Below are 13,605 nucleotides of genomic sequence, written 5' to 3' on the forward strand. Positions count from 1 at the left end.
CATTCCACCCCGGCAGTGCAGCATCCGCCACGCCATCGGCAGTTCGACGCCGAAGGCGCGCAGTGCGACACTGTCCGTGATTGACGCCTGCGCGGGGGTAACCGACACTATAACCACACCTTCACCAGTCAAAGGACCGTCATGGATCTGGCCCTTGCAGTGCACGTTTTGATATTAGTTGGGTTTGTTTTGCTGCCGGCAACTGTTGCTTATACCGCATTGCGGCGGTTCCTGCGCTCGCGCAGTGCGAACCGTCCGTTTTACGCAGCCATGGCGGGCCTGTCGATCATATCCGCAATCTGGGTCATGCTGCCGATGCTGGCAGGCCATTTGCCTGGCCTTGTTGCGCTGGCATGTGCCGGATCAACCTTGCCCATCTGGTTATTGCTGCGGGCTTATTGCAATCTGAACGCAACAGGATCCCGCGCAACCTGACCCCGGCAGACAAGTCCTCGCATAAAAACGCGACGCACGACTCTAAAGTCTTTGGGAGATTTCGTTGAAAAACTCTTCCTTGATTGCGAGGCGCATCGCTGATTCAATTCTGTTAGTGAGTGGGAGGGTTTGCGATGTTGGGACCGAAGCAGGAAGCACAGGCAGCGCTGTTCTACGAGTTCTCGTTGGAAGATCATGTCCCGCAAGATCATCTGCTGCGGTCGATTGATCGGTTCGTCGATCTGGGCAGCATCCGGGCTTACCTTGCGGACTTCTACAGCCATACTGGTCGCCCATCCATTGACCCTGAGCTGCTTATCCGAATGCTGTTGGTGGGATATTGTTTTGGCATCCGCTCGGAGCGCCGGCTGTGCGAAGAGGTTCATTTGAACCTGGCGTACAGGTGGTTTTGCCGTCTCGATCTAACGGACCGTATCCCTGATCACTCTACTTTTTCCAAGAACCGCCATGGCCGCTTTCGCGAGAGCGATCTGCTGCGCCATGTCTTCGAGACAACCGTGGCACGTTGCATGGAAGAAGGGCTTGTCGGCGGTCAGGGCTTTGCAGTGGATGCCAGCTTGATCAGCGCTGACGTACAGAAACAGAACTCCAGCAATCCCGATGATTGGGCGGCTCGAGACATTGATCCCTATGATGCACCGCGTGCAGTTCGCGAGTATCTCGACACCCTGGATGACGAGGCTTTTGGCGCTGCCACGACGGCCAAGCCCAAGTTCACGGCCCATGCTGATCCCGAAAGCCAGTGGACTGCTGCAAGGAAAGGCCCAGCTTTCTTTGCTTACTCAGACAGTTACCTGATTGATACCGATCACGGGATTATCATGGACGTGGACGCAAGTCGCTCGAACAAAACCGCAGAGGTCGGGGCAATGCGTAAGATGATCGACCGTACACAAGAGTGCTTTGGCGTGAAGCCCGATTGGATCGCTGCGGACACCGCATATGGATCAGCAGACAATTTGGTTTGGCTTGCGCTCAAGCGAAAGATCCTCCCCTTCATCCCTGTGTTTGATAAATCTGCGCGCCGTGACGGCACCTTCTCGCGATCCGATTTCACTTGGGATGCAGACAATGACAGGTATCTTTGCCCTGAAGGTGCAGAGCTGAAACGCACGCGGCAATATCATAAAGACCCGCGCAACAAACAGCCTCGAACGGGACGCCGCAAATACCGAGCCAGCAAGATGGTCTGCAGCGTTTGCCCTGCCAAGGAGAAGTGTTGTCCCAAAGTGGACGCGCGTTCTGTGACTCGTGAGCAGTTTGAGGAAGTCAGGGAATTTGCCCATCAATGCACGGCGTCAGAGTTTAACCCGACAGCGCAGAAGCGGCGCAAGAAGGTCGAGATGCTGTTCGCCCATCTCAAACGCATCCTTGGGCTGGGACGGCTACGATTACGAGGCCCATGCGGCGTCCAAGATGAATTTACTCTCGCAGCGATCGCCCAGAACCTTCGGAAATTGGCCAAGCTCAAGCCGATGGTGCCTGCCGCAGGGTAAAAAGGCGGTGCCGTCTCAGACTGCTCAACGAAATATGTATCGTGCCCATCCACAACGCACAAAACCGAACGACTTTTTCAACGAAATCGGACAAAGAAGGTGCGTTGTGCAGTCGCCGGATTTCGCATCCTGCACAACCGTCACAACAATACGCATTTGACGTCCTGACAGCGCTCGTGCACTAGAACGTCATGGCAAAAACCAAAACCTTTTCCTGCACGGCCTGTGGCGCGGTATCCAACAAATGGTCGGGGCGCTGTGACGGGTGTGGCGACTGGAACACCATCGTCGAAGACACGCCACTTTCCGCCGGCCCTGCCAGCAAATCGCTGGGCGCGCGCCGCGGCTCGGCGATGAAGCTGACAGACCTCGCCAGTCAGGAAACACCACCACCGCGCACCACCAGCGGAATGGATGAACTGGACCGGGTGTTGGGCGGCGGGCTTGTCCCATCCTCGGCCATTCTTGTCGGTGGTGATCCGGGTATCGGTAAATCCACCCTGTTGTTGCAGGCCGCGGCAAAATTTGCGCAGGCCGGATTGAAAACCATTTATGTGTCCGGCGAAGAGGCCAGCGCACAGGTTCGCATGCGCGCACAGCGTCTGGGTCTGGAAACGGCCCCCGTCAAACTGGCCACCGAAACCAACCTGCGCGATATCCTGACCACACTGGAAGCCGAACGCCCGCAACTGGCCATCATCGATTCAATCCAGACCATGTGGGCCGACAATGTCGAAAGCGCGCCGGGGTCGGTCAGTCAGGTACGCGCCGCCGCGCATGAACTGACGAATTTCGCCAAGCGCAAGGGCGTGTCTGTCATTCTTGTGGGTCACGTCACCAAGGACGGGCAGATTGCGGGCCCGCGTGTTGTGGAACACATGGTTGATACGGTTCTTTATTTCGAAGGCGAACGGGGCCACCAGTTCCGTATCCTGCGCGCCGTCAAAAACCGCTTTGGCCCGGCCGACGAAATCGGTGTTTTTGAAATGACGGGTCTGGGGCTGGCCGAGGTCGCGAACCCGTCGGCGCTGTTTCTGTCGGAACGTGGCGATCCGTCGCCCGGATCGGTCGTGTTTGCGGGGATCGAAGGCACCCGCCCGATGCTGGTCGAATTGCAGGCACTTGTTGCGCCCTCGCCCCATTCACAGGCGCGGCGCACTGTTGTGGGCTGGGATTCCGGGCGACTTGCCATGATCCTGGCGGTGCTCGAAGCGCGCTGCGGCATTCCGTTCACCGGGCTTGATGTGTACTTGAACGTGGCCGGTGGAATGAAAATTTCCGAACCGGCGGCCGATCTGGCGGTGGCTGCCGCCTTGCTCAGCGCGCGGGAAGACGCCGCTTTGCCTGCCGAAACCGTTGTTTTTGGTGAAATAAGCCTGTCTGGCGCCCTGCGTCCGGCCCCGCAGACCGAAAACAGGTTGAAAGAAGCACAAAAACTTGGTTTCACATCAGCCATCACGGCGAGTGGTGGAAAGGCTGGCGGCACAGCGGGCCTTAACGTACAAAAGATAAGTGATCTGACCGGCTTTGTCGGTGACATTTTCGGCGCAGGATAGCGTCACGGGACGAAAAAGGGACAGGCATGGAAGGTTTCACGCTCATCGATGGCGCCGTTGCGGTGATTATCGTGCTTTCGGCACTGCTGGCCTACGGGCGTGGTCTGGTCCGAGAGCTTCTGGCGATTGCGGGATGGGTCGGCGCGGCCTTTCTGGCGTTTATCTTCGCACCGCAAGTAGAACCGCTTGTTCGTGAAATACCGGTTCTGGGGGATTTCATCGCCGGCAGTTGCGAACTTTCAATCATCGCGGCCTTTGCCGCCGTGTTTGCCGTGGCGCTGATCGTTGTATCCCTGTTCACGCCCCTGTTTTCATCCGCAGTCCAGCGCTCTGCGCTTGGCGGCGTTGATCAGGGGCTTGGGTTCCTGTTCGGTGTGGCACGTGGCGTCCTGCTGGTTGCAATTGCGTTTTTCGTCTATGGCACGGTCGTGACCGGCCAGGATTTTGCCATGGTCGATGACAGCCGTTCGGCGCAGGTGTTCAGCACGGTCAGCGGCCAGATCGAAGAGCGTAATCCCGAACAGGCGCTTGGCTGGATCACCCAGCAATACGAACAGCTGGTCGGCAACTGCGGCGCATCGCAATAATTTTGAGCGCCGGAAGACCCGCCCGTCACAGAACCTGCGCTTAGGTCACACCGATAGAATCGCCATCCTGTAAACGCGCCTTCAGGGGTGTGATAGCTGCCTCGTGGTTAACAGATTATGACTGCGCGTTCTCTTATCCATCCAAATCAGCGCTGGCGTTACCGATTGATCGGTCTGACGAAAAAGCTCTGTGATTAAGCCGCAATAAGGTCGAAGAATCGGCAGATTTGGGCAGGCCAATTGGGGGCAGACAACCTGCAAACCCAAAGCCAAAGGACACTTCCCATGTTACTCAATCACACTTCTGACTTCGCAAATTTCACCGCAGCCACAACGGGTGCCAAGCCCCTTGTCCCCCCCCCTTTTGGAACGGGTCGAACCTATCGCCGCCATGGATGCCGGTACGCGCATCGAAATAGCAAAAGGATGGCGCAGCGCGGGGCAATTGTGCGCCGGTGATCTGGTGCATACACTTGATGGCGGTCTTGTTCCCGTGCTCACCGCACGCAGCCGTCAAATGCCACGCTACGCCTGCGATCTTTGGTTTATCCCACAAGGCGCATTGAATAATTGCGATGCCGTGCGCATCACTTCCGCCCAATCCCTGTTGATATCGCACAGCATGTGCTACGCGCTGTTTGGCACGCCTGATGTCCTGGTACAGGCGCGCGCCATGGCCGGATTTCGCGGCATCACATCGGGCGCGGGGCTTGCCGCCACACATCTGGTCGAACTGGCCTTTGAACAGGAAGAGGTGATCTTTGCCCAAAGCGGTACATTGCTGCACTGTCCCGCAGCCAGTGGCAAAAGCGATGGGTTCTTTCGCACTTTGAGCTACGGCGAGGCCCGCGCATTGCTGACACTGATGTCAGGCAACCACTATGCACCCGATCTTGCGGCATGACCAAGCCGGCCGATTGCCACCATTGCGTGCGTCCTTGCCCAACATGCAGGCGCACGCAAAGGTGAATGTCACCTTGGGGCACTTATTGTGATCCTTTCGTGACATGCCCCGCGCAAAACAGTAAGACAGACATGCCCCTATGATGGATTCGGAGCTGCCACTCTTGTCTGACGCCCAACTGCCATTTCATCCATTTGATCCCCATCCCCTTGATGATGACAAATTGCGCGAAGAATGCGGAATTTTCGGCGTTGTCGGGGTCACCGACGCCGCCAATTTCGTCGCTCTTGGACTGCACGCATTGCAGCATCGCGGACAGGAAGCGGGCGGCATTGTCGTGCACGACGCGGAACAGGGTTTCAATTCGGCGCGCCGCTTCGGTTATGTGCGCGACAATTTCACATCCGAAACGCTGATGAAAACCCTCCCCGGACCTATCGGGATCGGCCACGTGCGCTATTCCACCGCCGGATCGAAAGGCCAGACAGCCATTCGCGACGTGCAGCCCTTTTTCGGGGAATTCGCGATGGGCGGGGCTGCGATTGCCCATAACGGCAATATCACCAACGCCGATCTGCTGCGCCGTGAACTGATCGAACGCGGCTCGATTTTTCAAAGCTCGTCAGACAGCGAATGCATCATTCACCTGATGGCGCGCAGTCTGCAACGCAACATTCCCGAACGCATGGAAGATGCATTGCGCCGCGTCGAAGGCGCGTTTTCCGTCGTCGCGATGACCCGCACCAAGCTGATTGGTGTGCGCGATCCGCTGGGTGTGCGCCCGCTGGTGCTGGGCAAACTGGGGGACGGCTGGGTTCTTAGTTCGGAAACCTGCGCACTGGACATCATCGGCGCCGAATTCATCCGCGAGATTGAACCGGGTGAAATGGTGGTCGCGACCGAAGGCAACCCGGTGGAAAGCCATTTTCCGTTCCGCCGACAGAAATCGCGCTTTTGCATCTTTGAACACGTTTACTTCAGCCGCCCAGATTCCATTCTGGGCGGTCGTTCCGTCTATGAAACCCGCGAGGCGATCGGCCGTGAACTGGCCAAGGAAAACCCGGTTGAGGCCGATCTGGTATGCCCGGTGCCCGACAGCGGCACCCCCGCCGCTATCGGATTTAGTCTGGAAAGCGGAATACCTTATGCGATGGGGATCATTCGCAACCAGTATATGGGCCGCACCTTTATCGAACCGACGGAACAGATCCGAAATATGGGTGTGCGTCTGAAACTGAACGTGAACCGTGCCCTGATCAAAGGCAAACGGGTTATTCTGGTGGATGACAGCGTCGTGCGCGGCACGACAAGCCGCAAGATCAAGGAAATGATTCTGGATGCAGGCGCGAAAGAGGTTCATTTCCGCATTGCGTCGCCCCCCACCGCATGGCCCTGTTTTTATGGCGTGGACACACCGCAACGCGAAAAACTGCTAGCCGCAACCATGACCGAAGATGAAATGCGTGACCATCTGGCGGTCGACAGCCTCAAGTTCATTTCACTGGACGGGCTTTATCGCGCGGTTGGCGAAGCCACAGGGCGCGATCCCAAACAGCCGCAATACTGCGATGCCTGTTTTTCCGGTGAATACCCTGTTAAACCCGCCGACATGATCAACAAGGGGTTTGAATTGAAACCCGCCGCAGAATAACAGAGCAAAATAACCCAAAACGTGTTATACGACACCAACCATAAAAAGACCGACACAGGCATGACAAACACCACAGACACAGTTGCGCAGGACGGCGTTCGGACCCCTGCCCCGAAAACAGCGCGCGAATGGGTGAAAATTCTGGCCCAGTACCGCGATCCGAACCCGGCGCGCTCTGTGTTCGAACTTTGCGTCAGCCTGCTGCCGTTTCTGGCCCTTTGGGCATTCGCCTGGTGGATCCTGCAATACAGCGTTCTGGCCGCGTTGGTGATTGCGATGCTGAACGGCGCGTTTCTGGTGCGCATCTTCATCATCCAGCATGATTGTGGCCATGGCGGCTTTTTCCGCAACCGCCACCTTAGTGACTGGACAGGCCGCGTTCTGGGCGTTCTGACCCTGACACCTTACGACGTGTGGCGTAGGACCCATTCGCTGCATCACGCCTCGGCGGGAAATCTGTCGCAGCGCGGATTTGGCGATGTCAACACAATGACCGTCGCGGAATACCGCGCCAGCAGCTGGATCGGGCGGCTTGGCTATCGCCTCTATCGCAACCCCTTGGTGCTGTTCGGTCTGGGCCCCGCCTATCTGTTCATTATCCAGAACCGTATACCCTATGGCCTGATGGACAAATGGACCTATTGGGTCAGCGCCATGGGCTCGAACATCGCGATTGCCGCCGTTCTGGGCCTGATCGTCTATTTTGGCGGGTTGCTGCCGCTGGCCGTCATCTTTGTGCCCACCGTTCTGGTTGCGGCATCGGCGGGCATCTGGCTGTTCTATGTCCAGCACCAGTTTGAAGAAACCCACTGGGATCATGATACAGACTGGCAGTTGCACGATGCAGCCCTTCACGGCAGTTCGCATTATGTGCTGCCAAAGGTGCTGCAATGGTTCAGTGGCAATATCGGGGTTCACCACGTGCACCATCTTTACAGCCGCATCCCGTTTTACCGCCTGACCGAAGTGTTGCGCGATCACGCCGAACTGGTCGAAGCGCAGCGCCTGACCATCCGCGAGAGTCTGGCATGCGCCAAACTGCACCTTTGGGACGAAGATCAGCGCAAACTGGTGTCTTTCGGCAGCCTGCGCCCGGTGCGCGTTCAGGCCTGAGACCATGACCCGACTGGCCCTGATCACTGGCGCTTCGCGCGGTCTTGGTGCGGCTTTGGCCGAAGCGCTGTGCGACAGCTACCATATCGTCGCCGTGGCGCGCACGACCGGCGCGCTGGAAGAACTTGATGATCGCATTCAGGTCAAAGGCGGTCAGGCGACCCTGGCCCCGATGGACATCACCAACACCGATGCAATGGCAACGCTGTGTCGTGGAATCTATGATCGCTGGGGCCATCTTGATCTGTGGGTTCACACGGCTGTCCACACCGCCCCTTTGACCCCCGCATCACATCTGGATGCCAAGGACTGGGCAAAATCGGTGGCCAGCAATGTCACGGCAACCGGCACGCTGATCCCGTTTATTGCACCGCTATTGGGGGACACTGGCACAGCCCTGTTTCTGGATGATCCGACAACAGCGGGAAGAAAATTCTTTGGCGCTTACGGGGCAAGCAAAGCCGCGCAAATCGCATTGGCGCGCAGCTGGCAGGCGGAAACGGCCAAAACCGGGCCACGTGTTCTGATCGAAACGCCTGCGCCCATGCCCACGGCCTTGCGGGCGCGGTTTTTCCCCGGCGAAGATCGCAGTGCCCTTAGTCCGGCAGACATCGAAGCCGCCGCTTTGGTCAAGAAACTGCACTGAACGTTCTTTTTGCCAAAAATACGGACGACGACGCGCCGTGGCAAATGCTGACAATTGTGGGGTTCGCGCAACCTGATCCACCAACATTGCGTCCGCAGACCGCAATCACGCCGTCATTGCTTGCCGCCCCAACGCCGCTGGCCTATTGAGACAACACGCGACTATCAAACGGGCGGTATCATGCGCATTCTGATCACCAACGATGACGGCATCAACGCGCCGGGCTTGAAGGTTCTGCACGATATTGCAACCGATCTGGCCGGCTCTTCGGGTGAGGTCTGGACTGTCGCGCCCGCGTTTGAACAATCGGGTGTCGCGCATTGTATTTCCTATACCCATCCCATGCTGATCGCGGAAATGGGCCCGCGCCGCTTCGCCGCCGAAGGATCGCCGGCAGATTGTGTGCTGGCCGGTTTACACGACGTGATGAACGGCACCCCCCCTGATCTTGTGTTGTCCGGCGTGAACCGCGGCAACAATTCTGCCGAAAACACATTGTACTCCGGTACGATCGGCGGCGCGCTCGAGGCAGCATTGCAAGGTATTCCGGCCATCGCGCTGTCGCAGTATTACGGCCCGCGCAACAACACGACAAGCAACCCGTTCGAAGCGGCCGCCGTTCACGGGGCTGGCCTCGTGCGGCGTATTCTGGCCGCCTGCCCTGAAACCGGCAGTGACTATCGCCTGTTTTACAACGTCAATTTCCCGCCCGTGCCGGCGGCCGAGGTTTTGGGCACACGCATCGCCGCCCAGGGCTACCGCCGCGGCACAAGCTTTTCGACCGAACCCCACAGTTCACCGTCCGGCAAACGGTTCCTCTGGATAAAGGGCGGCAACCAGCATATCCCGACCCTGCCCGGAACAGATGCCGCCGTGAACCTGGAAGGATACATTTCTGTCACCCCGATGCGGGCAGACCTGACGGCACATGACGCGCTGGACGCCCTGAAAGACATCAATGACTGACGCAGACGATCCAGCCACACGCAAGATGCAGTTTCTTTTTGCGCTGCGATCCAAAGGTGTCACAGATGCGCGGGTTCTGGGCGCGATGGAAGAGATCGACCGCGGCCCGTTCATTCGCGGTATTTTTTCGGAACGCGCATACGAAGACATGCCCCTGCCCATCGCGTGTGGTCAGACGATCAGCCAACCCTCTGTCGTCGGGCTTATGTCACAGGCTTTGCAGGTCAGTGCGCGCGACAAGGTACTCGAGGTGGGAACAGGATCGGGCTATCAGGCCGCCATTCTCAGCAAACTGGCGCGGCGGGTGTATACCGTCGATCGCCACAGCCGGCTGGTCCGCGAGGCGCGCGAAATTTTCGATGCACTCAACCTGACCAATATCACCGCCTTTACCGCCGACGGGTCGTATGGCCTGCCCGATCAGGCACCGTTTGACCGGATTATTGTAACGGCTGCCGCCGAAGACCCGCCCGGCCCGTTGCTGGCCCAGCTTAAAATCGGCGGCATCATGGTTGTTCCGGTGGGGCAATCGGACACCGTGCAAAGCCTGATCAGGGTGCGCCGGACCGAAACAGGCTATGAATATGACGAATTGCGCCCGGTGCGCTTTGTTCCTTTGCTTGAGGGACTCGGCAAAGACGGATAAGGTGTCCTTGTAATAAGTTCGCAAACCCAAGCCTTGACCCAACAAAAGGCCGGATGAGGATATCGAGATGACACACCTGCTACCGTATGCACGGTCTGCTGCGCCACAGCGCGCGCACGGATTTCGGATGATCATGGGATGCAGCGCACTGGCGTTGCTGACGGCTTGCAGCCAACCGCTCGATTTTGATCTGCGCGGCGCCGGGGGCGGATTTACCACCGCAACTGCTGCCCAGAACGCGACCGCAATGCGCCCCGCCCCGGATGATCGCGGCATTATCTCTTATCCCAATTATCAGGTGGCGGTTGCCAAGAACGGCGATACGCTGACCACGCTGGCCACGCGTATCGGTGTCGATGCCACCCAGCTGGGAAAATACAACGGCATTGATCCGGGTGTGCCGTTGCGCGCCGGTGAAATCATCGCGCTGCCCACGCGGGTGGCGGAACCAACCGCCGCAACGGGCGCTGTCGATATTTCCGCGATCGCAGGTGGGGCCATCGACAATGCGCAACCCTCCAGTGTGCAAACCCAGACGCTGGCCCCTGCAAACACTGCCGCGCCGCAGGCTGCGGCCACCACCGACAAGGAACCTGTGCGCCACAAGGTACAGCGCGGTGAAACCGCCTATACGATTGCGCGCCTTTACGATGTACCGGTTCAAAGCCTCGGCGAATGGAACGGGCTGGACAGCGATTTTGCCGTGCGGGAAGGACAGTATTTGCTGATCCCCGTCGCGCGTCAGGCCCCGCCCAGACAGACCGCTGCGGCGGTTCCGCCGCCCGGTGCCGGATCGCCGACACCGACGCCGCCCAGTTCCACGAAACCGCTGCCCGCCGAAAGCCCCGCGCCCGCCGCCGCAGCAGCACCAGCAGCGGCCCCCAAAGTCGATGTTGGCGAACCCACCAGCGCCACGGCAAAAGCGGCTATGGCCTTTCCGGTTCAGGGCAGCATCATTCGCGAATACGCCAAGGGCAAGAATGACGGGATCGACATTTCAGGCACCGCCGGCGGCCCCGTCAAAGCCGCGGCCAACGGAACTGTGGCCGCGATCACATCCGATGCAAATCAGGTACCGATCATCGTGGTGCGCCACCCTGACAATCTGCTGACGGTCTATGCCAACATTACCGATATTGCCGTCAAGAAGGGCGACAGCGTCACGCGCGGTCAATCCATGGCAAAGCTGCGCGCCGGCAAAGATGCCTATGTCCACTTTGAAGTGCGCAAGGGTTTTGACAGCGTCGATCCGATCCCATACCTGCAATAAAGCATTTGCTGCTTAGGTAATTTTCACGCCCCTGCGGCCTGCAAGATCGGTAAAATACTGCCATGCAACACGGCCTGACCGCGCACCGCGCGTGGCCTGCCATTCGATCGCTTCGGCGCGAAGCGTGTCCGCGTCGATGCTGATCCCGTAAGCGGTGCAATACCCTGCGATCATTTGCAGATACTCATCTTGCGTGCACGCATGAAACCCAAGCCACAGCCCGAAACGATCCGACAGCGATACCTTTTCTTCCACCGCTTCTGACGGGTTGATTGCCGATCCACGCTCGTTTTCGATCATGTCACGTGGCATCAGATGCCGCCGGTTCGATGTCGCGTAGAACACCACATTGTCCGGACGCCCTTCGATCCCGCCATCCAGAACCGCTTTAAGCGATTTGTAATGCTGGTCATCATGGCTAAAGGACAGATCATCGCAGAACAGGATGAACCGGTGGGTTGATTGCCGCAAAAGCGCCAGCAGGCGCCCCACCGTCGGCAAATCCTCGCGCTGCAATTCGACGATCTTCAGGTCCGTGTAGCCGGCCTGAACTGCGGCATGTACAGCTTTGACAAGGCTTGATTTTCCCATGCCGCGCGCGCCCCACAAAAGGGCGTTGTTGGCCGGAAGGCCGCGGGCAAACTGTTCGGTATTGGCGCGCAATGTGTCGCGCGACCGGTCAACACCGATCAACAGCGACAGATCCACTTTCGACACGTCGGCCACCGGTACCAGCCGGTCAGGATCAACATGCCAGACAAACGCCTTGGCTGCATCCAGATCCGGGGCATCCAGCGGCGCGGGCGCCATGCGTTCCAATGCGGCGGCAATCCGCTCCAGCGGATCACTCATTTTGCATCATCCGCGTCCAGATCACCCAGATCGTCTTCTTCGTCGTCATAATATCCTTCGGCGCGCAGCTTTTCTTCGCGTTTGGTTTCCACGCGGCGCACCAGAAAAATCGAAATCTCGTACAGACCGTAAACCACGACAAACAGGATCACCTGTGTAATCACGTCGGGCGGTGTGACCAGTGCGGCCAGAACAAGAATACCGACAACCGCGTATTTGCGCACATTGCCCAGCCCTTCGGCACTGACCAGACCGGCCTTGCCCATCAGCGTCAGCAAAACCGGCAACTGAAAACACAGACCAAAGGCCACGATGAATTTGATGGTAAGGCTCAGGTATTCCTGCGCCGATCCCTGAAAGGCAATGGCGGCAATGCCCCCCTCGCCCAGCCCGTCGCCATCCACCACGGTTCCGGGTTGCTGGAAACCAAGGAAAAAGTTGAAGGCCAGCGGAGTTACCACAAAAAACGCGAAACTCGCCCCCAGAAAGAACATCACCGGAGACGAGATCAGAAATGGCAGGAACGCGTTCTTTTCCTGTTTATAAAGACCCGGCGCCACAAAACGCCACAACTGGTAGCTGATATACGGAAAGGACAACACGAACCCGCCCAAAAGCGAAATCGAGATTGCAACAAAGAAACCTTCCTGCAACTTGATCAGGATCAGGCCACAATCCATCTGTCCCCGCTCGGCCATCGCGGCGCACAGCGGATGGGTCAGAAAATTGAACAGCGGGTTCCAGATTGTGAAACAGATCACCATACCGATGATAAACGCGATGACCGAATGGATCAGCCGCGTGCGCAGTTCTGCCAGATGCTCGATCAGCGGCGCACTGGAATCCTCGATCTCGTCGGTGTTGCTCATGCCTTATCCTTGGGCGCGGGTTTCTTGGCTGCCGGCTTCTGGGCAGCGGGCTTCTTCGCGGCTGGCTTTTTGGCTGCCGGTTTTGCGGCAGCGGCTTTGGCGGCCGCGGGCTTTTTCGCAGCGGGCGCTTTCGCCTTGGGTGCCGCTTTCTTTGCGGCAGCAGGCTTGGCCGCAGCCAGCGCTTTTTCAACGGCAAAGTCGGGTATTTTTTCGGCCGCCGCATTGGCAGCTTTTGCGGCCTCGCGGCGCGCATCCGCTTCTTCCTTCAGCTTTTGCGCCTTGTCTTTACGCTCTTGCGCAAGCTTTCCGGTTTCGCTGTCAGGATCAAAGGTGAACGATTTTGCGGCATCTTTCACACCGTCCATCGCAGAGTTCAGCGGATTTGTCGCCGATTTCAGCCCCTTGGCCACATCTTTTACACCGGCCTCATCCGCCGCCTGGTTCATCGCCGAACTGAATTCGCGCGCCATGCCTTTGGCTTTGCCCACGAACCGCCCGACATTCCGGAACAGTACGGGCAAATCCTTGGGGCCAACGACAATCAGCGCCACGATGCCAATCACCAAAAGCTCGGTCCAGCCCAGATCGAACAT

Annotated in this window: 14 protein-coding genes; 11 read left to right on the top strand and 3 right to left on the bottom strand. The window is 58.3% G+C overall.

Going from position 1 to position 13,605, the window contains the following annotated elements; all coding sequences use genetic code 11:
* The first annotated feature begins 141 nt into the window (after positions 1 to 141).
* The 11 genes from C1J05_RS13125 to C1J05_RS13175 all read left to right on the top strand — a co-directional run bounded on the left by C1J05_RS13125 (position 142) and on the right by C1J05_RS13175 (position 11,291).
* A complete protein-coding gene (locus tag C1J05_RS13125) occupies positions 142 to 435 on the top strand; it encodes a hypothetical protein (RefSeq protein WP_114870638.1) in 294 nt (97 codons plus the stop codon).
* 134 nt (positions 436 to 569) lie between these two features.
* Positions 570 to 1,952 carry an IS1182 family transposase gene (locus C1J05_RS13130; RefSeq protein ID WP_114870639.1) on the top strand — a complete coding sequence of 461 codons (1,383 nt, stop codon included), beginning with the start codon at positions 570 to 572 and terminating at the stop codon, positions 1,950 to 1,952.
* Between the two features lie 191 nt (positions 1,953 to 2,143).
* Positions 2,144 to 3,508, top strand: coding sequence for a DNA repair protein RadA (gene radA / locus C1J05_RS13135; protein ID WP_114870640.1), 1,365 nt, complete (start codon positions 2,144 to 2,146; stop codon positions 3,506 to 3,508).
* A gap of 26 nt (positions 3,509 to 3,534) precedes the next feature.
* Positions 3,535 to 4,095 carry a CvpA family protein gene (locus C1J05_RS13140; RefSeq protein ID WP_114870641.1) on the top strand — a complete coding sequence of 187 codons (561 nt, stop codon included), beginning with the start codon at positions 3,535 to 3,537 and terminating at the stop codon, positions 4,093 to 4,095.
* Positions 4,096 to 4,444: 349 nt separating this feature from the next.
* The gene (locus C1J05_RS13145) at positions 4,445 to 4,999 is read left to right on the top strand and encodes a Hint domain-containing protein (protein WP_162798069.1); all 555 of its coding nucleotides are present in this window, start codon (positions 4,445 to 4,447) and stop codon (positions 4,997 to 4,999) included.
* A 142-nt stretch (positions 5,000 to 5,141) separates the two neighbouring features.
* Positions 5,142 to 6,650 carry an amidophosphoribosyltransferase gene (gene purF, locus C1J05_RS13150; protein ID WP_254684799.1) on the top strand — a complete coding sequence of 503 codons (1,509 nt, stop codon included), beginning with the start codon at positions 5,142 to 5,144 and terminating at the stop codon, positions 6,648 to 6,650.
* A 60-nt stretch (positions 6,651 to 6,710) separates the two neighbouring features.
* Positions 6,711 to 7,763: a fatty acid desaturase gene (locus C1J05_RS13155; protein WP_114870643.1), complete on the top strand. Its 1,053-nt coding sequence runs from the start codon at positions 6,711 to 6,713 to the stop codon at positions 7,761 to 7,763.
* Positions 7,764 to 7,767: 4 nt separating this feature from the next.
* Positions 7,768 to 8,409: an SDR family NAD(P)-dependent oxidoreductase gene (locus C1J05_RS13160; RefSeq protein ID WP_114870644.1), complete on the top strand. Its 642-nt coding sequence runs from the start codon at positions 7,768 to 7,770 to the stop codon at positions 8,407 to 8,409.
* A 180-nt stretch (positions 8,410 to 8,589) separates the two neighbouring features.
* Complete coding sequence (gene surE, locus C1J05_RS13165; RefSeq protein WP_114870645.1) at positions 8,590 to 9,375, top strand: 5'/3'-nucleotidase SurE; 786 nt, start codon at positions 8,590 to 8,592, stop codon at positions 9,373 to 9,375.
* Positions 9,368 to 10,021, top strand: coding sequence for a protein-L-isoaspartate(D-aspartate) O-methyltransferase (locus C1J05_RS13170; RefSeq protein ID WP_114870646.1), 654 nt, complete (start codon positions 9,368 to 9,370; stop codon positions 10,019 to 10,021). Before surE ends, C1J05_RS13170 begins: the two co-directional genes overlap by 8 nt.
* 67 nt (positions 10,022 to 10,088) lie before the next feature.
* Positions 10,089 to 11,291: a LysM peptidoglycan-binding domain-containing protein gene (locus C1J05_RS13175; RefSeq protein WP_114870647.1), complete on the top strand. Its 1,203-nt coding sequence runs from the start codon at positions 10,089 to 10,091 to the stop codon at positions 11,289 to 11,291.
* Positions 11,292 to 11,303: 12 nt separating this feature from the next.
* Here C1J05_RS13175 and C1J05_RS13180 read toward each other — a convergent pair whose 3' ends face one another.
* The 3 genes from C1J05_RS13180 to tatB are packed head-to-tail and all read right to left on the bottom strand — an operon-like array spanning position 11,304 to position 13,605.
* Positions 11,304 to 12,143, bottom strand: coding sequence for an ATP-binding protein (locus C1J05_RS13180; RefSeq protein WP_114870648.1), 840 nt, complete (start codon positions 12,141 to 12,143; stop codon positions 11,304 to 11,306).
* Complete coding sequence (gene tatC / locus C1J05_RS13185) at positions 12,140 to 13,012, bottom strand: twin-arginine translocase subunit TatC (RefSeq protein ID WP_114870649.1); 873 nt, start codon at positions 13,010 to 13,012, stop codon at positions 12,140 to 12,142. Before tatC ends, C1J05_RS13180 begins: the two co-directional genes overlap by 4 nt.
* Positions 13,009 to 13,605: a Sec-independent protein translocase protein TatB gene (gene tatB, locus C1J05_RS13190; protein WP_114870650.1), complete on the bottom strand. Its 597-nt coding sequence runs from the start codon at positions 13,603 to 13,605 to the stop codon at positions 13,009 to 13,011. Before tatB ends, tatC begins: the two co-directional genes overlap by 4 nt.

This window comes from Sulfitobacter sp. JL08 (genome assembly GCF_003352045.1).
Taxonomy (GTDB): domain Bacteria; phylum Pseudomonadota; class Alphaproteobacteria; order Rhodobacterales; family Rhodobacteraceae; genus JL08.